Below are 19,308 nucleotides of genomic sequence, written 5' to 3'. Positions count from 1 at the left end.
TCCTTTTTACTGCGGCCAATGCCCGCCGGTAGAATAGTTCCATTCAATCGTCCCGTCTTCATAGATTTGGGGGCCGTGTGCGGCCAGGCTCCAGCCGTCGGACAGCCTTGTAAAATAGGCTACCGTTTCCCACGGGCAGCTGCCCTCCACAAAGCCGGTGCAGCGGTATTGCTTGTCATTGCGGTTGGTGTAAATGCGATTGATAACAGGAACAAAATAGTGTTTCTCCATTTGCATATCCTCCATAAAAATCATAAGGGGAGGGCCTCAGACAGCCCTCTCCCCATTGTCAAACTTTGATGACCCGGCGTGTTAAGCCACACCAGCCATACGGAAAAATTCTTTCGGCGTCAGCACCGGGATACCCAGTTCCCGCGCTTTGGACAGCTTACTGCCGGCTTTCTCGCCGCAGACCAGATAGTTGGTCTTGCGGGTCACCGAACTGCCGGCCACCGCCCTCAGCGAGGCGATCAGGCTGTTCATCTCGTCGCGGGTGTAGGGCTCAACCTTTCCAGTTACCACAACGGTCATGCCGGAAAAAGGATTGTCCTGTTTGGCGGTCTGGTTACCGGCCTCCGCCGGTTTCTGAATGTTCATCATCATCTGCAATTCCTCCCAAATACAGAAATTTTCTTCCTCGTTGAACCATTCCTGAATGTTGTTGTGCAGCGTCTCCCCAAAGTCCGGGAGCTGCCGGAAGTCATAGCCTCCATAGACGGCATCCCGGAATTCATCCAGGCTGCCGTGAAATTCCCGGCAAAGGGCTCTGCTGGCGGTATTGCCGACCATCGGGATGTCCATAGCGATGACATACCGCTCGAAAGTGGTGTTGCGGCTCTGCTGGATGGCGTCCCAGAGACGCTGCCAGGATTTTTCGCCAAAGCCGTCCATCCGGATGATCTCGTCCCTATGCTGGTCCAGACGGTAGATGTCCAGATAGCTGTGAATCCAGCCGCGGCCGATCAGCTTTTCCAGCGTTCCCTCTGACAGTCCCTCAATGTTCATGGCCTTTTTGCTCACAAAATGGACGAACTGCTTGAGGCGCCGGGTCTCGCAGGCGGCATTGTCGCAGAACAGGGTCCTGATGATCCGTTCCTCGCCGTCTTCGCCGCGACCTTTGGTTTCGTGGATTCTGGTCGGCTCCCCGCAGCAGGGGCACTGGTGCGGGATCACGGCATCCAGGGAAAAATTGCCCCGGTCCAGGTTTTCCTCCACATGGGGAATGATCATGTTCCGCTTGCTCACCAGGATACGGCAGCCCGGTGCCAATTCCAGATCCTCGATAAAGGACAGGTTGTGCAGGCTGGCTCTGGACACCTCGCAGCCATCGATCTCCACCGGCTCAAAAATGGCAACCGGGGCGATCTCACCGGTGCGGCCAGGCGTCCATTCGATCACCTGGAGTTTTGTCTGGAACAAGTCATCCTCAAATTTGAAGGCAAGGCCGTCCTTGTAGTGATGGCCTGTGCGCCCGCAGCTTTTGGACAGGGCGATGTCGTTGTAGGTGATAACGATACCGTCGATGGGAATGTCAGCGTCTGCCGCATACTGCTTGAGCTGCCGGATACCTTCCTCGGTTTCCTCCTGCGTCAGAGGGCGCTTGGTGACCATGTACTTGCAGGGCAGAAAGCCCAGCGGCCGCAGCGCCTTGAGGCGCTCCGATTTGCGGGGCACTTCCTCCATACCCTCCAGCACATTGAACGGCATGAACATCAGGCGCCGTCCCAGGCAGGCCCCGGCGTCAAACAGGCGCACCGAGCCGGCCGCCAGGTTACGGCCGTTTTTATAGGGTTTCCCGTCGCCGTCCACCAGAGTGGTTTTCAGCTGCTCAAAGTCGCTGGGGCGGATGAACGCCTCGCCGGTGACCACCAGACGGTCTTCGTATTGGATATGTGCCGGAATTCCGCTGATGGCGCGGGTGTTGTGGGTCACGATCTCGCCCACATCGCCGTCGCCCCGGGTGGCCGCCTCCACCAGCTTGCCGCCCTCATAGGTCAGCTTGATGGTCAGACCGTCCAGTTTAAGCATGAACATCACCTGATGCTCACCCATAAAGCGGCACAATTCCTCCGTATTCTTCACTTTGTCCAGGGACAGCAGAGGGATCGGGTGATTCGTTTTTTCCAGCTTGCTGACCGCCGGGTAGCCCACGGTGCTGGTGGGCGAGTTCGCCATCTGGATACCCGTTTGTTTTTCCAGGGCCTGCAGTTCCTCAAACAGCCGGTCATAGACAGCATCGCTGACGCTGGGGCTGTTGAGGTTGTAATACTCATTGCGGTAGCGGTTGAGCCGGTCGGTCAGTTCCCGCTGCCTTTTCATCAAATTCTGATCCATCAGACCGCCTCCTCTTCTAAAACACGGAACGCCATAATCAGCGTCTCCGCCGTATGTTCACCATAGGTGTACGACTTGCACACCCCATCTTCAAATTCCCAGGTACGCGCGGCCCCCCACCAGAGGATGGCGCCGCGTCCGTCATTTCCCGCATTGATTCGGGGATCAGGCGGGTTCAGCGTTTTAGTGTAAAATCCCTGGGTGTTGACCCATGTGACCTCCCGCAGCTGCCCGATACAGGAAGGGCGGCAATGGCCGGTGACTTCCAGACGCACGCCTGGCCGCAGTGTGCGCTTGAGCTGATTGAGATTTTTGATCATGCGGCACCCTCCTTCCTGCGCTGCTGGCTGCCAGAAGCATACCGCCCAAAATTCAGTTCCCGGATGATGCTCTGGATCGTCTCATCATCATCCCATTTTGTGGAGAGGACGGCCCGTTCCGGTCCTTCTCCCACATGAACGCTTACCTCGCTGCCATAAATCTGCATCAACACATCAGGGCGCTGGGCACAGACCACGGCCAAATTGCCAAGCTGTTTCATTTTTTCTCCTTTCACGCCACATAGAGCCAGACCACAACCGGCCGGCTCAAGTCGGCAACCACATAATTTTTCCGCACATGAACCGGGCGGAAATTTCCGTCAAACTCACATTCGGTACTCTGTTCAATACGCCCGTCGTTCTGGGCCAGATGTTCCCGGTAGAGGCGCAGGATACGCAGGCGCTCTTTGGGCGTGTCACACTCTCTACACCGAAGATTGGAGCAATACACATACCGATGCGGCTCGTCTTTGAGAAGAAAGCCATAGGTCATGTACCGCCGGCACTTGTGTTCCCGCTCCCGCTCGATGTGCTTTACATAGGCTACACCAGCCTTGCCGCCTTGGGTCATACAGAGATAGCCCATTTTCCGACGCTGTTCACCCGACAACGAGATCTGCTCCATTTTCTGCCCCGGCAATCCTTTAAAAGCCCGGAAACTCTCAGGCGCATACCTGTAACCGCGTATCTCGTACTCAAATCGTTTTCTCCCCATCTAAGACCTCCATTCTATAAAGTGGGCCGGACGCCCCGAAAGACGCCCGGCCGTTGAACCTGTCTCACGCGGCAGCAGGGAGTGCCTGCGGCTGCATGACTTCCGTATTTTCCATCAAATCGGCCAGCAGCACCTCTGCCAGCAGACGGCCGGCAAGATGCCCGGTGTGAATGATCACACGGTCTTTCTGCATCTGGATGAATTCCTCCTTCCGCAGCTCACGGCTCCGCTCAGCCAGCTTCAGGTCGCGGCCGGTAAGGCGGGCCGCTATGACCTTCTGCCATTTGAGCAGAAATTCCGTCGCCTGTTCGATGTCCTCATGTTGACGGTCAAACAGGGTGCGCTTCTGCCGCACGGTACCATCCGGCTCGATTTCCAGCGTGTAATAGGGGTCTTCCGGTTCCTCCGTCCGGCGTAGGAACATGATGAAGCTTTCCCGGCGTTCCATGCGGTCATAGTACCGCTCGCCGGCGCCATCATTGCCGACACAGTGATGAAGCATCCGCCCCTCTTTGATGATCTCGAAGATGTTTTGGGGCGCGATCACCGTGTATTCTTCATCGGTGTAGGCATATTTTTTCTGCAGCTCCATGCAGATAGCATCGACATGGGGATATTTCGCCGCCATTTTCTCTGCCTGTTCCTCCAGACTCCCAGCTTCACTCTGGAGAACCAGCTCATCGTGCCGCTGACGCAGTTTGCGTACGCGGTAGACGATCTCATCACTGGTGTCATAGTGCAGCCGTTCTGCCATAGCAAAATAGTCCTGCCAGGTGGTCAGCGCCTGCTGGCAGCTGCCATCAAAATACTGTTTTTGCCGCTGCAAATAATTTTTGATTTGAACCAGGCTCATGCGGTCTGCAATAAACAGCAGATCTTTTGCGCTGATCCGTTCCTTTTGGAACCAATGCAGCATTTCATCAGGTATGCGCTGGCCCGTCTTTTTTTCAAGCTGCAGCCAGGCCAAGGTCTCTGTGTCTCCGTCCAACTGGCGCAGGCGGCGGAATTTCTGGGCGTCCAGGCCCAAAGCGCGGATCAATCCCGGCTCGTCCGGATGCAGCACCAATTTCCGCACATTATCGCAGAAACGGAAGCACTCCGCTGCCAGCCGGGGAAGTCCAGCTTTCCAAATCTGCTCCATCTGGGGAAGCCGTTTCCAAACCGCCAGATATTTTTCGGGGTCGGTGTCCGGATGGCTGCGTATCCACTCGGCCAAGCCGGTATGGCGAAGTTCATTTTTCTCCAGACTGGGCAAAGTTTTCCCGTACACCCGGCCGGCCTGATCGCCAGCATAGGAGTAATAGCAAGGGCTCCCTGCGATCCACCGCGTTTCCCGCTGGCAGTACATTCCCCAGTAATAGGAACGGACCTCGCCGCTGTGGTCATAAATCGAACGCCGGAACTCATGCCAATAAGGCTCGCTGTGTGGCAGCCTGTCCTTTCGGTAGGTCCTGTTCGCCCAGAATTCCCGGATAACAAAACCATCCTTGCACCGCTGGATCAGATAGGCATAATACTTATCTGTTTGGAAATAGCCTGCGCGTCCCAATGCCTTGAACACCACAGGATGCCGACAGCGGGTACAGCGTCCCTCTTTGTTGTGGTAGGGGTGCCCGGAAATGGGCACCTCCTTCCCGCAGAAGGTGCAGTAGCCGGTTTTTGCGCCGCCGCGCTTGTAGTGGTAAAATATAAAATTTTCCCGCACGGCCACCTTGTCGGCCCAACGCCTCCAATCTTTCGGCAATTCCGGAACCTGCGCCAGATCCTGGTCCCACGGGTCGGTAATCCGTTTGTGGTGCCGATCCAGCTGCTCATCCCGCACATTCCGTTGAAAATCGAGAATGCCGAGGGCGCCACCGCGCTCGCCGGAAAAATATGCCTGCACCAGATCCTCGTCCTCTTTGCCAGCCCAGCATGTGGTGTAGTAAGCATCACCAGGCCATTCCAGCCGATCCAGTTTCGCGTCACGCCATTTCTTTTCTAAATGGTCATAGGTGAGAAACTGGCGATTTTCTTTGTCAAGGAACACCTCATAGGCGGGCTTGTCCCCATCCAGGCGCAAGTGATCAGGCAAGTAGAAAGCCGCTTTGAGGATGCCGTCCTGGATCACGCAGTTCATATACAAACGATACTTGCGGATCATGCGCGTATGGCCCCAGTAAGTTTTTTCCTTCTTGGGCTCGTCCGCTATCGCCACTTCTTTCATCTCCGGCGATGCCGTCAGCATCGGCATCGCCAGAAGCATAGATTTCTTCAATTTAGTTCACCGTCCTTCTTTCAAGATTCGCACCATACCAGACATTCGGCAGGAGCGTCTTTCCATCAATGGTAGCCACCACGATCTGCTGGATGCTGCCGGTGGCTGGGTCCTCCTTGGCAAAGGCCAATACATCACCCTTCCGGCTGCCCTTGGCTACGGGGTCGGTGCCGCGGACTGCCGCATAGCCGCTCCATGCTTCAGCTCTGTCCTTCCGTACATGTTTGTTCCACTTTCGCTTAGGGTGGTCTGCCATGAAGGCGAGACCGTGGAGAAACAGTTCTTCTTTCGTCAGCTTTTTAAGGACAGTCAGCTCGGTACAGGAGATCTTGGAATCCACTTCGTCTTCGTCGATGTCCCCGCCGGCGTTGACGATGTAGTATTCTGAATGGTCTACATCGCTGTAATAGCTCAGGCAGTCCAGCGGGTCCTCCGCACAATGGAATCCATTTTGGCGGCAGTTGGCCTTTTCAGTCACATTAAGACCCATCTGAAACTGATAGCCAATGCAGATCATGCCGGGCCGAAAACCTTTATACGCAATCATACTCTGCCTCCTCAGCCGGCCTTTGCCATACCAAAATCCATCAGCGACATCTGCCCGTCGGCAGCAGGCTTCTTTTCCGGCGCCGGCTTGGGCTCCGGCTTTTTCTTCTCGGCAGGCTTTTTCTCGGTCTTCTTTTTCTTGGAGGATTTCACGGAAGACTTGCCATAGTAGGGATGGGGGACAAACTTTTCTTCCTGCTCCTGATCCTCTTTGGCGTCTACGTCACGGAAGTAATCCTCCGACCACTGATAGCACAGGTCATCCGGAATATCGCAGCCATACCCTTGGCTGCCCTGTCCCGGCTGGATGCCGTTTGCTTTCAATTCGTCCTGGATGTACTCCCACGCCTTGCGGCTGATGTACTGGAAGCAGCGGACCATCGTTTTCTTCGGGTGCATGGTGAGACGGGCAAATGCCGGGTCTTCCAGGCACTTGGTCTGGATATACTCCGACACGCACTCCTTCATATTGCGCCGGGTCAGCTTTTCCACATCGCCGCTGACCCGCTGCATGGAGGCAGCCACCACCTCATCGTCGCTCATGGCGGCCAAGCGGTCCATCTGCTCCTGCAGGGCCTTCTTCTTTTCCGCCTGTTTCGCCTCCCACTCAGCCTTCCGTTTGGCTTCGGCGGCCTCATGCTCGGCACGTCGCTGTTCCTCGTCAGCGTCCGCATTGGAGGCATCGGCCTTGGCAGGCTCCGCCTGACCCTCATCGGCATTGTCCTCCTCATCGGTTTTTTCTGCGGGTGACTCAGCCTCGTCAGGCTGTTCCAGCTCGTCCGGGGCCTCATCCAAATCTCCGTCGTCTTCAAAAGCAGGCTGCGGCGCCGGCTCTGCGGCAGGCGGTACCGGCTGACGGTCAGCCGGCGGAACCGGCAGCTCGTCAAAGCTCTCCCCGTCCTCAAAAGCGCACTCGCGGGTGAGCGAGGCGGCAGACGGTTTGCGGCCTTCCTGCATATCCAGCGACATTTCCGAAAAATATCCCATAATAAACTCCTTTCCGTTGACAAAAATGGCATGGATCAGGATAAAACCTGTTCCATGCCATCGTTTACCTGTGTCACAGCACATAGAGTAGTGTGCTGAAGCTGTCGAAACAGTAACATATCACATTGGGATACTGCTCCGACCATTTTTTGATCCTGTCCTGCACCTCCTGGGCTTTCCGCTGGGCCGGTCCATTCCACGGCGGCGGAACCGTCACCGTAAAATATCCCTTATCCGTGCGGGGCCGCACATCAGCGTTCAGATGGGCGCATTGTTCCAGAAGCGCCAGAAGCTGCCCTCTCTTCGTCCCATTTACAACAACCATTGAAGCCTCTTTATGTCCCTTCTTTGATGTCCTTTTTGGCAAGCATGGGTGAAAACTTGACCTGCGGAAATTCATGCTCCCCATTGACATAGTAGTAGACCCTTCGTGGAGAATGGTCCAGTTCTACTACATCAGAGAGCGCCATTGGCCGCCCGTGGCAGCCTTCCGGCAGTTCCTCCCGGCAGTCAGCAAACAGGCGCTTCAAAATCTCTGCGTCGCTCTGTTCCACCGGGCAGTAGACTTCGCCAGCCCCGACCATGCGGTACATGGCGGCGGGCGGCTGTTCATAGCCGGCCTTTTGTAACGCCGCAAGTTCCTTGAAAGCAAATGGGATGGCTTTCTGCTCGTCCAGTTCCAGCTGATAAAGCACAAACCTCTGTTTCCGCCGCTGGGGTTCCAGCAAGGCGCCGAGGGCATCCCTGCCTTGCCGCAGGAAGGTTTCATGTTCCTCTCTGGTCAAGCCAAGATACTCCGTCAGGCAGGTCTTGTTTTCAGCCAGGTGCTGCCATAGTTCGATGCAGTCCTCAATATGCGCCAGCTCACACAAGCCGCGGAGGTACTGCGCCTTAAAACTAAGTCTATCGATCTCCTTTCTCCGTTGATTTTCCCGGCGAAGTGCCAGCTGCCAATCGTCAAATCCCTTATAGTTGGGATTCCAGGTCAGCCTCCGGCAGTTCATGCCATACTTCCGGGCCGTCAGGTAAATTTTCGACGCCCCGGCCATCGTCATTTGATTGTTGTACTTGTCCATATCGTGGGCTTCAATGATTTCCTCCGTGCCGTTCTGCGCCAAAAGGGCAAACAACGGGTCCAGCGGGCTGGTGTTGTTGGCCCCGGCAATCGCGGCAAAGGTGCGCCCGGTCAGACAATGGGAAATATCTGCTTTCAGCAGCCCCTCGATCACATAGACCACCCGGGCGGATGGGTCACCGATCAGATGTACCGGGCTGCCGGAGCCTGTCCCGTCCGTCTTTGAGGAAGAGGAAAACCAGATGTACTTGGCCCCCGGTTTTTCCGGCGGGTCATCTTTGTGTTTCAGCGGTACATCCAGCATGATCTGAAATCCCTGAAGCCGGCCGTCAAAGCCGATGGCGGGGATCAGGATGCCGGAGGTTTTCTTATAAAATGCCATTGTCCAGTGGCCGCTGTCGTCCCGGTAAAATCCGGGTACGCCCTGCACCCTGCAGCCCTGCCTGATCAGCCGGTCCGTGATAGAGCGGCATAAGAAGGGCGGCGGGGTACTCTTAAAGCCCAGCGCCTCGATTTGTTCATCAGACAGCCCACGCTTTGGTGAACGCAGATGTTCCCGATGTGCCGGCCGTAGCGTAAGCTGGGCCAGCAGGAGGGATAGCGTCTGATGGATCTCGGCCGGGCTGGCTTTGTCCGACTGCGGCACAGTTTTTCGCTCGGAAGAAGAATAACCTGCAGCGGCCGCCCGGGCCCCTGAAGATGGGGACCCGGTGCTGACCGGCTGCTGTTGGGCTTCATTCCCGGAGCGTGCGTGTTCCTCGTGGGTATTGTCACACAGAGCTTCTGCAATTTCCCAATAAGCGTCAGAGGTCGTCGTGTGATTCAATTTTGCATATAGCGCCAGCATTCCGCCATGTTCGTCGCAGTGATTGCACCGCCAGACATTTTTGACGAAATTGACATTCATCCGCCCGCGGCGGTCACCGCAGAACGGGCAGTCCACATAGACGCTGTTTGCCTGCTGGCGCCTGACCCGCAGGTGCAGCAGTTCCACAACTTCCATGATACCGAAGGGAAATTCATCCGGGTACGAGCCCATCTGTCATTCCTCCCTTCATGCCCTCGCCGGGGGCCATATCAGCCGGCTTTTTGAAGCGAATTCAAAACCAGCTGGGCGGCAGCGCGGACCATGTTGTTTTTGCTTTTGCCCGGGATCAAGTAATACCGCAGGTTGACAGGCCGCTTCTCGGCCACCTGGGCAATCGTCATGCCCTTGCAGATGCCATCGTCTACGATGACCTGCTGGGCCTGTTCCAGCGTCATGACCTGCAGAATATCCTCCATAGGCGTGTCCTTCGTGTAAGAGGGGGTATCCACCGCAGTATCCGCCGCCCCGGCAGCGTCATCTTCGGGCTGCATAGGCTCGGCGGCAGGTTCAGGCTTCTCCATGCGCTGGACCGGCAGTTCCGTCACATTGCCGTGGACAGGCAATTCATCCGCCTGTTCATCCTCCGCCGCCGGCTGTTCCGCTTTTGGCGAAACCTCAACCGGAAGCCTATCAAATTTTTTCTCGGGCTCCACCGGCAGGTGCTGCTCCACCGTTTCCGAAACAGCGTTTTCCTCCGGCGGGGCAGTTGTCACGGTTGTCGTTCTTGCGGCCTCAAACGCCCCTTGCGGCGTTTCAATCGGTCTGGCAGGGGATTTCCCCTCGGCAGGCGTATCGCCCTTCTGAGGGGCGCTGTGGGGCTCCTGCGGCGGTGCCGTGCGTGCCGCCGGCCCGGCAGGCGGTTCTGCGGCCTTCTTGACCGGCGTTTCAATGCTTTTCTCCATCAGGTCGGCCTGGGCGCCGGCGCTGATCATCTGGATGCCAAAACCTGCGTCCGTAAGGGCCTGGCTCAGCGCCTCATTCTGGGCGGCTTTCACGAAGTCGCGGCTGTCCTGGGTAGTCTGCTGGGCCGTGCTCATACTGAACGGCTCCGCGTCACTGCGGTCCAGGAATACCTTGGCCTCAAAAATCGCCATCTGCTCCGTGATCCGCAGCGCCGTCAGACGCATACGGCCGTTGGGATGGGCCATGCGGAACCAGAGTTTCTGGTAGGGCAGGTCCAGTTTCAGGGTGTCCTTGGTGCGGCGGAGGAACTTGAGCGGGTCAAAGCCCGGCACCTTGTTCAGTTCAGCGGCCGCAGGCACAGTTTCGTACATCGTTTTCGCATTGCTGTCGTTCATGTCATATACTCCTTCCTGTGTAATAAATAGGAGACGCGGGGCAATTTTCTGCACCTTGCGCCTCTTTTTTAACCAGCGTATTTCAGTTCTTCTTCCAGAGCTGCCGGGACCGGGATTCCGGCCCGCTTGGCATAGGCCTTATAGTACATACCGATGCGCGTGCCCAGAAGCGTATTCCGCTTGACGATTTCATTCCGGTGGATCGCCATAAACAGCACCTGCTTTTGGCCGATCAGCACCACGCGCTTTTTGGCTCGGGTGATGCCGGTATAGAGCAGGTTGCGGTAGAGCATGACGGTGTGCGCTTTCAAAAGCGGCATGATGACCGTTTCATACTCAGAGCCCATTGCCTTGTGGATGGTGGTGGCGTAGGCAAGGTCCAGATTGACCATATCCTCTACGCTGTATTCCAGTTCTCGGCCCACACCGAAGTCCAGACCGATACGCTTGCCATCTTCATCGTCTTTGATATAGCGGATAAATCCCAGGTCGCCGTTGGACACCTTGGCGGTGTTTTTGGTCTGCATGATCCGGTCGTTTACCCGGAACACTTTGACGCCGATTTTGATTTCTTCCTCGGCAGAGCGGAACGGGTTGACCACCTCGCGGATGGCCTCGTTGAGTTGTTCCGCCGACGCGGCGCCTTCCGAACGGAAGGGGGACAAAATCTGCACCCGGTCAATGCCGCTTTCCGCGATTTCCCGGCAGTAACGGGCGATGATCCGCTCCGCGGCCTCTGCCTGGTTATCGCTTGCCATAAATACAAAGTCCGGCCCAAAATATAGCTTGGTGTTGCCCTCGTTGATGAATTTGGCGTTATAAGCGATCAGGCTGTCCTTGGACTGGCGGAAGATCTGGTCCAGCACCGTGACGGGAATCAGGCCGCAGTCGATCAGTTCGCGGAACACAGTCCCGGCGCCCACACTGGGGAGCTGGTCGGGGTCGCCCACGAGAACGATACGGGCCCCATCCTTGATGCGGGAGAAAAACTTGTCTGCCAGCCACATATCCACCATAGAAAACTCGTCCACGATGATCAGGTCCGCCGACAACGGCTCCTGCTGTCTGCTGCGGTTGGCGTCATCTTCTTCACTGCCGAGGCCCAGGGCGCTGTGGAGCGTCCGCGCCTTGTCAAAGCCAGTGCTTTCCGCCATACGCCGACTGGCACGGCCGGTCGGCGCCATCAGAACGATTTCGCCTTTCGGATGCAGGCGGCGGTAGACTTCCAAAATGGTCTTGAGCACCGTTGTCTTGCCGGTGCCGGGAGAACCTGTGATAATGGACAGGCTGTGGCGGTAAGCCGCGTAGACCGCTGCCTCCTGTTTGGAAGACAGCGCCAGCCCCATTTCACGCTTGACCTGCTCCAGCACCTGATCGATACGCTCCGGGGCAGACGGTTTTACAAGCCGCATGGCAATACGCCGGGCCGTTTCATCTTCCTGCGCAAATGTGCGGGGCAGGTAGATGTTATCTTTGACGGATACCACCTCGCCATGAAGAATCATGTCCTGAAGCACATCCGCGACCTCCTGTTCATGAAGCCGGAGAGACGGGACGGGGATCTTTGCGTTGAGAAGCCGAAGAGCCTCCTTCCGCAAAGTTTCACCAGGCAGGAACAAATGTCCTTTGCCGCCCTTGCTGTCCTCCAGCGCCCAGAACAGTGCGCCCTTGACCCGCGTGGGGTCATGCAGGTCGCCGCCGTTTTTCTGAACGATGGCATCTACCCGGAGAAATCCAAAACCGGATACCTGGCACAACTCAAAGGGACTCTTTTTCAAAATATCCACACTGGCGGGCCCAAAGTGCTGGTAAATCTTTAGGGCCGTTTTCGGCGTGATCTTGAATGGGGAGAGCAGCGTCATCAGGTCTTGGAGCATCCGGCTCTCTGCATACGAGGTCTTGATGTCCTCCAGTCTGCTTTCCGTGATGCCTTTGATCTCCAAAAGCCGTTCCGGATGATTTTGCAGGATGTCCAGCGTATCCACGCCGAAACGGTCAACGATCTGGGCGGCAGTTGCCGGGCCGATGCCTTTGATAAGGCCGGAAGCCAAATAGCCTTCCACGCCGCTCTTAGTCCTCGGCACGATTTCATGCCACTGTTCCACCTGAAGCTGCATACCATACTTGCCCTTCTTCCATTCACCGTCCAGTTCCAATTCCACCGCATCGGTGCGGGGCAATTCATAACCTGTTGCCACGAATCGAATCAGATGGTCTTTGTACCGGCGGGTAGACCGGGCCTCCGGAGGCACATCCTTATCAGCGGTTTTCACACTAATGATGCAGAACTTGTTTGCAGGGTTATGATAGATCGTCCCATCATAAGTTCCTCTATGGATCACTTCTTTTTTCCCTCCTTTATGCCGCCGCGGCTTCACTCTTTACTGCGAAGCGGCGATGCTCGGAAACAGTCACATACTGCTCGTAGATGTCCGGGTGTTCCAGCTTCAACCGTTTCAGATTATCCTTGTCGATGCTCGGAATCCGAACCGGGTTGTAGGTGACAGTATAATTCACCCCATCCTGCTGGCAGATGGCTTTGCAGCTTTTACCCATTTTTGCGATGATGGCAGCTTTCAATCGCTTCATGTCTTCCTCCATTTCCTTGTTGCCGGCGTCTGCGTATTTCTTTTGCTCTTGGAGCTGGAGAAAACGCATCAGCTTGGCTGTCAGAGGAAGGTCAAGGGTCACAGCAGGGGCATCCTTGTCAGCAGGACCGGTGTACCGGCGTACACTCTCGATCACCAGGTCGCCATCTTCGGTGTAAGGCGGCGGTGTCTTGGTGAGGACATGGTTTTCCCAGAAATTCTGCTCCAGAAAAATCATCTCATCCTCGTAAGCCATATTTCTCTGCATATCACGGATAATGCTTTCGTTCTCATTGTTGCCATACAGGCAGCAGAAGAAGCAGCGATCCACATCCATGACGGCCATGTAATGCCGCCCCTGGGACTCATAGTAGGCCGGAATGGTTTCCTCACCATCCAGCCACCAGTTATCTTTGGCGTTGTAGTTTGTGGTCTTGATTTCCAGAATAGCGGTGGTGCCGTCCGGCAGTTCTACAAAGTAGTCCACATCCGCCAGCATCCAGGGATACTTCGGGTGCTGGAACATCTTTTTGATCTGATAGACCTTGTAGCCGGTCCGGTGCTGGAAGATCTTCGCCACCAGCGGTTCCAACAGGTGTCCCATTTCCAGGGCCACCCAGTTGTCCTCGTGATCTTCGACTACTGCGATGTTCAGTTTGTCATAAAACAGATCTCGGGCTGTCCGCCATGGTGAAATGCCCAGCAGAGCCGCCACATCGCTGCCGCCAATACCTTTCCGGCGGTAGGCAAGCCATTCTTCTTCGGACAAGCCTGCCGTATCCACCAGCACCAGAGGCTGATGCCTCTCTTTCACAGCCGCACTGCCTGCCGGCATACTCAACACCCCCTCCGCGTTCTACGGGGAATGACGGGTGCCCGAATCACCGGGCAGCGTTTCCGCGCGGTCTGATTCAGTTTCTGATACTGTCGCCAGTTCTCAGCCGGCTTTTTCTTAGTTGTCAGGCGCTCCTGACTTTTCTGTTTCACATTCATGTGTGCATACCTGCCTTTCTGTAATTTAGATATATCCTCAAAGCCGCGTTCCGGCATTTGGGCAGAAAAAAAGCGAGGGTGACAAAGGGCGTAACGCCTGATGTCCATAGTTACCTATGAACCAAAGTCATCCTCGCTGGCGGAACTGAAGTCCCGAAAAAACAAAAAAAGCCAGTAATATACCGGCCCAAAGGGGCGCAGTAATACTACTGGCACAAGTACAATCTTAACTGCGTGTGCAATGCGGGCTTTTGGCCTGCGGTACAGAAACTCAGTCTGTATCCCACATGGGGAACGCACAAAAATCAATTACAGAAAAAGTGTAGCACAATATCTTGTGTTAGTCAAGTGATTATATCTGTATATAGTATTTCGTTTTGCTTCTAATCATATCTGGAGAACAACCGTTCCCCGCTCTGGTAGGCGGCGGAAGCAACGGCTGACTGGCGCTTGCTGCGCTGGACGATTCTTAAATCAAAGTGCGGGCATGGTGGCATGATGGGGTGTGACCTCCTTTCTCCCGGCGTCCGGGCATAAAAAGAGCAGGGAACCATTTGTCTGATTTCCTGCTCGGTGGTGCCGCCGGTGGACGGCTGGTATTTAGTTTTCTGTGCAATTTAATAAATTCCAGGAATGAGTCTATATTTTGTTTCTTTACAATAGCGTTCAAATTCATCGTGAAATTGATTTTTAAGCGCCGTTTCTTCAATACTAATTCTAATACTGTAACAAATCAGGCAAACGATCATTACTGAGATAGCCCCCGGAATAGACCGATAAGCTAATGCAACACCTAACAAACTTACCATACTACCAGTATAAGCCGGATTGCGTACGAAATGATATAAGCCTGTTTTAACTAAGTGCTGATCGCTTGTTGTTTGGACATGGAGAGTGAATGCCTTTTTTAAAGTAAGAACAGCAGTACAACGAATAACAACGCCTAATATAATAAACACCACTCCGATATAATAGCAAAAATGCGGCAATAACCAGCTACGTATAAAATCCGGTACACTTTGGCTACGGAAAAACGCTCCTGCTATTACTCCCCAACACCAGCCAATTATAATAAGCCATACGGTTCCGCTATCTGCGGATTTTCGTTTTTCTTTTCCTCTACCTCTTGATGAAAATAACCATATTGCCAGTTCAGACAAAACTAATATGGCAATGGCATAAAACGCAATATAATATTCTATGATACTTGAAAATTTACTTGGGTCACCCATCTAAGTATACTTCCTTTCGCTGCGATTTTATTTCATTATACTCCTTGTACCTTATAAATAAAAGACAAAATCGTAAACTTGCTGGACGACTTGCTGGACGAGAACAGCTTGCAGCGCAAGGTGTTTCCGGGCGGCAAGTCCACAAAGGGGTAGCTGGCGGCAGCCAGCGCAGGGGAAGTGTAGCTTCCCCTGTGATGATTGGAACAGATTGAAAAGCTGTGGAAATCATCTGCTCCCTGCAAGGGGCTTCCGGCAGGACGCAACGCACCGGCTTGACCGGTGTATAGTTGCGCCCTCTTCCAGAGGGGCAGCCCACGGGCGGCGGCACTGGAAGCGATTATGACCGTTCCCGGTCTGGCTGTTTCCTTTTGGGATGTGGCTTTTCCGTTCTCGCCTGTGCCTTGGCTTCTGCAAGCCTGCGCCGGATGGAATTATCCCGCTTTCGGATGAGTTGTCATTATATGGTAATAATTTCAAGGATAATTCGGCCTATTCATCTGCGGCTTGGAACAACAATACTCAAGAAACTTATCAAAAGTCACAGGATTTGCAGAAATTTGGTCGCCATCTCCTATTTATAGGGCGTACAGACATGGCATGGGACTCCGTAGCCAGTCTGCACGCTCTTTTTGTACCTTGACAAGTCCCATAACCTTTTCCATTGGAGTTATACAGGGATCGCGGACAGTGTGCGATGACCACAAGGAGCCCGCCCACGATTGAAATACCGCACAGCGGGCCCTGACAATACGCGGCGGAAGCCCCGGCGCAGGAAATGGCCTTTGGAGAAGACCTTACACTTCCCGATGAATTTGAATGACTTCATTGTTTTTGTTGAAAACCTTCATTTACAAACCGTAAAGGATTTATGTAATTGCAAATAAAGGAGGGCAATTATGGAAAAAAGAAAACCCAACGACCTTTCACCGGAACAGTGCTTGGCGGTGGATACAGAATCGCTTTGCAAACTGCTCGACTGCGGGCGGCACACGGCTGTCCAGATTGGCGATCTTGCTCACGCCCGCATTACCATGAACTCTCGTGTCCTTTGGAGCGTTCAGCGTATTAAGGAATATCTGTACGAGATTTCATGCTGACGAAACCTTGCCCATTCCGGGCGCAGCAACACACAAAACATCGGGAGGTATCAACCTATGCCAAAAGTCAGAAAAGATAACAAAGGCCGCAACCTGCGGCCAGGAGAGACGCAACGCTCAGACGGTAGCTATATGTTTGTTTATAAGCTGGGCAAAAAGAAAAAGTACATCTATGATTTTGACCTTGCCAGCCTGCGGGCCAAAGAAAAAGTACTCAACCGTGACAGCGAAGACGGTATCCGAACCCAAGAGGCCATGAAAATCACACTAAATGACATGTTCAAAGTCCTCATGGATACGAAGATCCAGTTAAAGGCTTCTACACGGGCAAATTACGAATATCTTTGGAGTAATTACGTGAAGGATGAACCGTTTGCCAACATACCTCTGCCCAATATCCGAAAGAGCGACATCCTGACATTTTACACGAAGCTTTTGAAAAAAGGCTTTGCAATCAATTCTCTGGAAAATATCAATAACCTGATCCACCCTACGCTCGAATTGGCAGTCGATGATGACTACATCCGTAAAAATCCCAGCAAGGGCGTCTACCGTTCTCTCAAAACAGAGGGAGCCGGGGCGCCCCCGAAGAAAAGAATCGCGCTGACCATGACACAGCAGAAGAACTTCCTTCGGTTCATTTCCAAGTCACCGATGTATAGCCACTGGCTGCCTGTCATGGTCGTACTGCTCGGTACGGGAATGCGTGTTGCGGAATGTACCGGCTTAACTAAAAATGATGTGGACCTGGAGAACAACACCATCTCTGTCAATCACAACTTGATCTATCGCGTGATTGATGGGAAAGCAGGTTTTCATATCACCACCCCTAAAACAGCCAGCGGTACCCGTACCATCCCCATCTTGTATCCGCAGGTTGCTGAACAACTCCGCGCATTGATCGAAGTCATTGACACTCTCTATCCGGAAGACCTTGTGATGAATGGGTATCACGGTTTCCTTTTTAGAAATCGGGAAGGCTACTTTCTCAGTGCCCACAACATCAATCGGGCCATTGAGCGTATCTCCATCGCCTACAACGCCGAAGAAATGGATCAGGCTGAACTGGAAGACCGTGAGCCGGAGCTGCTGCCGCATTTTAGCGTACATAACATGAGACACACATTTTGTACGCGGCTTTGTGAAAGCACCAACGACATCAAGTTTATCCAGCAAGTGATGGGCCACGCTGATTTTTCCACAACTATGGATATTTACACGCATATTACGCAAGAAAACATGAGGGAAAAAGCAGAGGCAATCAAGGGTAATTTGGTGCTAATGTGAAAATTGCAAAAAAGGGCAAATCCGCATAAAAAACACGGATTTGCCCTTCATTTTGGCCCGTCTGATGCCGTCTGATTTCAAGCAAAAGTTGTAGAAAAGTTGTAGTTGTAAGCCCTTTTTGCTACATCTTGTGCCGTCCGGTTTCGTCAGACACTATATATTGTGGAATTTTAGTCCAAGGGCTTCATCGTGGGGAAGAGCAGCACCTCACGGATGGAGTCGTTGTTGGTGAGCATCATGACACACCGGTCAATCCCGATGCCCAGGCCGCCCGTGGGGGGCAGGCCATACTCCAGGGCGGTGATGTAGTCCTCGTCCATCATGCCGGCCTCCTCGTCGCCGTGCTCCCGCAGTTCCACCTGACGCTGGAAACGCTGCTTCTGGTCGATGGGGTCGTTGAGCTCGGAGAAGGCGTTGCCCATCTCACTGCGGCAGATGAACAGCTCGAACCGCTCGGTGAGGCGGGGATCGGCGGGAGAACGCTTGGCCAGGGGGGACACATCCACGGGGTGCATGGTAATGAAGGTGGGCTGAATGAGCTTCTCCTCCACCTTTTGGTCGAACACCTCGTACAGGGCGTTGCCCCAGGTGGCGGGAGCGGTCTCAGGCAGCTCCACGCCGATGGAGGCGGCCAGAGCCACAGCCTCAGCATCGTCGGTGACAGCCATAAAGTCCAGGCCGGTGTACTGCTTGACCGCCTCGGCCATGGTCAGGCGGGGCCAGCCGGGGGTCAGGTCAATGTCCTGGCCCTGCCACTGGATTTGATAGGTACCCAGGATCTTTTGGGCCGCAGAGCTGAGCAGATCTTCAAACAGATCCATCATGTCGTGGAAATCGGCATAGGCCTGGTACAGCTCCACGGAGGTAAACTCGGGGTTGTGCTTGGTGTCCATACCCTCGTTGCGGAAGATACGGCCAATCTCATACACCCGCTCCAGGCCGCCCACCACCAAGCGCTTCAGGTGCAGCTCGGTGGCGATGCGCATATACATGTCGATGTCCAGGGTATTGTGGTGGGTGATGAAGGGCCGGGCGGTGGCACCACCAGAGATGGTGTTGAGGACAGGGGTCTCCACTTCCATATAACCACGGTTGTCCAGGAAGCTGCGCACATGGCGGATGAAGGCGGAGCGGATCTCAAAGGTGCGGCGCACCTCGGGGTTGACGATGAGATCCACATAGCGCTGGCGGCAGCGGGTCTCCACATCGGTGAGACCGTGGAACTTCTCGGGCAGGGGGAGCAGAGACTTGGACAGCAGGGTGATGGTGTGAGCCTTCAAGGAAATCTCGCCCCGCTTGGTGCGGAACACGTCGCCCTCCACACCCACGATGTCGCCGATGTCGTACTTTTTGAAGGCGTTGAGGGTCTCCTCCCCCACGTCGTCAATGCGTACATACAGCTGGATGCGCCCGCCGCCGTCCTGTAGGTCGGCAAAAATGGCCTTGCCCATGCCACGCTTGCTCATCAGGCGGCCAGCCAGACGCACGATCTGGCCCTCCATGGACTCGAAGTTCTCCTTGATCTCATTGCTGTGGTGGGTCACATCGTACTTGGTGACGGCAAAGGGGTCCTTGCCCGCAGCCTGGAGATCCGAGAGCTTGTCCCGGCGAATTTGCAGCAGCTCAGACAGGGAGGGCTCGTCCTGCACGTTCTGCTGGTTCTGCTTATTGTGTTCCGACATAATCGTCTCTCCTTCTCGTGTCCGTCTTC

General features: G+C 54.6%; 17 protein-coding genes. 2 read left to right on the top strand and 15 right to left on the bottom strand.

What is annotated here, in order from left to right:
- Positions 1–6: 6 nt before the first annotated feature.
- The 14 genes from H9X86_RS00335 to H9X86_RS00270 form a co-directional block, all read right to left on the bottom strand.
- A complete protein-coding gene (locus tag H9X86_RS00335; RefSeq protein WP_204899627.1) occupies positions 7–231 on the bottom strand; it encodes a hypothetical protein in 225 nt (74 codons plus the stop codon).
- Positions 232–312: 81 nt separating this feature from the next.
- Positions 313–2,334 carry an NAD-dependent DNA ligase LigA gene (gene ligA / locus H9X86_RS00330; RefSeq protein ID WP_204899626.1) on the bottom strand — a complete coding sequence of 674 codons (2,022 nt, stop codon included), beginning with the start codon at positions 2,332–2,334 and terminating at the stop codon, positions 313–315.
- Complete coding sequence (locus H9X86_RS00325; protein WP_204899625.1) at positions 2,334–2,654, bottom strand: hypothetical protein; 321 nt, start codon at positions 2,652–2,654, stop codon at positions 2,334–2,336. The genes ligA and H9X86_RS00325 overlap by 1 nt, the downstream gene beginning before the upstream one ends.
- Positions 2,651–2,875, bottom strand: coding sequence for a hypothetical protein (locus H9X86_RS00320; RefSeq protein ID WP_204899624.1), 225 nt, complete (start codon positions 2,873–2,875; stop codon positions 2,651–2,653). The genes H9X86_RS00325 and H9X86_RS00320 overlap by 4 nt, the downstream gene beginning before the upstream one ends.
- An 11-nt stretch (positions 2,876–2,886) precedes the next feature.
- The gene (locus H9X86_RS00315; protein ID WP_243416754.1) at positions 2,887–3,264 is read right to left on the bottom strand and encodes a hypothetical protein; all 378 of its coding nucleotides are present in this window, start codon (positions 3,262–3,264) and stop codon (positions 2,887–2,889) included.
- A gap of 169 nt (positions 3,265–3,433) precedes the next feature.
- A complete protein-coding gene (locus tag H9X86_RS00310) occupies positions 3,434–5,626 on the bottom strand; it encodes a PcfJ domain-containing protein (protein ID WP_243416753.1) in 2,193 nt (730 codons plus the stop codon).
- Between the two features lies 1 nt (position 5,627).
- Positions 5,628–6,173, bottom strand: a complete 546-nt coding sequence (locus H9X86_RS00305; RefSeq protein ID WP_204899622.1) for a DUF7666 domain-containing protein — start codon at positions 6,171–6,173, stop codon at positions 5,628–5,630.
- An 11-nt stretch (positions 6,174–6,184) separates the two neighbouring features.
- The gene (locus tag H9X86_RS00300; RefSeq protein WP_243416752.1) at positions 6,185–7,159 is read right to left on the bottom strand and encodes a Cas9 inhibitor AcrIIA9 family protein; all 975 of its coding nucleotides are present in this window, start codon (positions 7,157–7,159) and stop codon (positions 6,185–6,187) included.
- 73 nt (positions 7,160–7,232) lie between these two features.
- A complete protein-coding gene (locus H9X86_RS00295) occupies positions 7,233–7,484 on the bottom strand; it encodes a hypothetical protein (protein WP_204899620.1) in 252 nt (83 codons plus the stop codon).
- A gap of 10 nt (positions 7,485–7,494) precedes the next feature.
- Positions 7,495–9,273 (bottom strand): YodL domain-containing protein, encoded by a 1,779-nt coding sequence (locus H9X86_RS00290; RefSeq protein WP_204899619.1) that lies wholly within the window; start codon positions 9,271–9,273, stop codon positions 7,495–7,497.
- Positions 9,274–9,311: 38 nt separating this feature from the next.
- A complete protein-coding gene (locus tag H9X86_RS00285; RefSeq protein ID WP_204899618.1) occupies positions 9,312–10,400 on the bottom strand; it encodes a hypothetical protein in 1,089 nt (362 codons plus the stop codon).
- 68 nt (positions 10,401–10,468) lie between these two features.
- On the bottom strand, positions 10,469–12,742 hold the full coding sequence (gene recD2, locus H9X86_RS00280) for an SF1B family DNA helicase RecD2 (protein WP_204899617.1): 2,274 nt from the start codon (positions 12,740–12,742) through the stop codon (positions 10,469–10,471).
- Positions 12,743–12,758: 16 nt separating this feature from the next.
- Positions 12,759–13,823 carry a YqaJ viral recombinase family nuclease gene (locus H9X86_RS00275; RefSeq protein WP_204899616.1) on the bottom strand — a complete coding sequence of 355 codons (1,065 nt, stop codon included), beginning with the start codon at positions 13,821–13,823 and terminating at the stop codon, positions 12,759–12,761.
- 775 nt (positions 13,824–14,598) lie between these two features.
- Entirely contained in the window at positions 14,599–15,213 is a 615-nt protein-coding gene (locus H9X86_RS00270; protein ID WP_204899615.1) for a methyltransferase family protein, read from the bottom strand.
- Between the two features lie 896 nt (positions 15,214–16,109).
- Here H9X86_RS00270 and H9X86_RS00265 point away from each other — a divergent pair.
- Positions 16,110–16,310 (top strand): hypothetical protein, encoded by a 201-nt coding sequence (locus H9X86_RS00265; protein ID WP_204899614.1) that lies wholly within the window; start codon positions 16,110–16,112, stop codon positions 16,308–16,310.
- Positions 16,311–16,367: 57 nt separating this feature from the next.
- A complete protein-coding gene (locus H9X86_RS00260; protein ID WP_204899613.1) occupies positions 16,368–17,597 on the top strand; it encodes a site-specific integrase in 1,230 nt (409 codons plus the stop codon).
- 170 nt (positions 17,598–17,767) lie between these two features.
- Here the strand turns inward: H9X86_RS00260 and lysS are convergent, their stop codons facing one another.
- Positions 17,768–19,279: a lysine--tRNA ligase gene (gene lysS / locus H9X86_RS00255; protein WP_204899612.1), complete on the bottom strand. Its 1,512-nt coding sequence runs from the start codon at positions 19,277–19,279 to the stop codon at positions 17,768–17,770.
- Between the last annotated feature and the right edge of the window lie 29 nt (positions 19,280–19,308).

Source organism: Pseudoflavonifractor capillosus, assembly GCF_016902575.1.
In the GTDB taxonomy this organism is placed as follows: Bacteria; Bacillota; Clostridia; order Oscillospirales; family Oscillospiraceae; genus Enterenecus; species Enterenecus capillosus_A.
The sequence above is the reverse complement of the archived record's forward strand: the minus strand, read 5'-3'. Positions and strand labels throughout refer to the sequence as shown.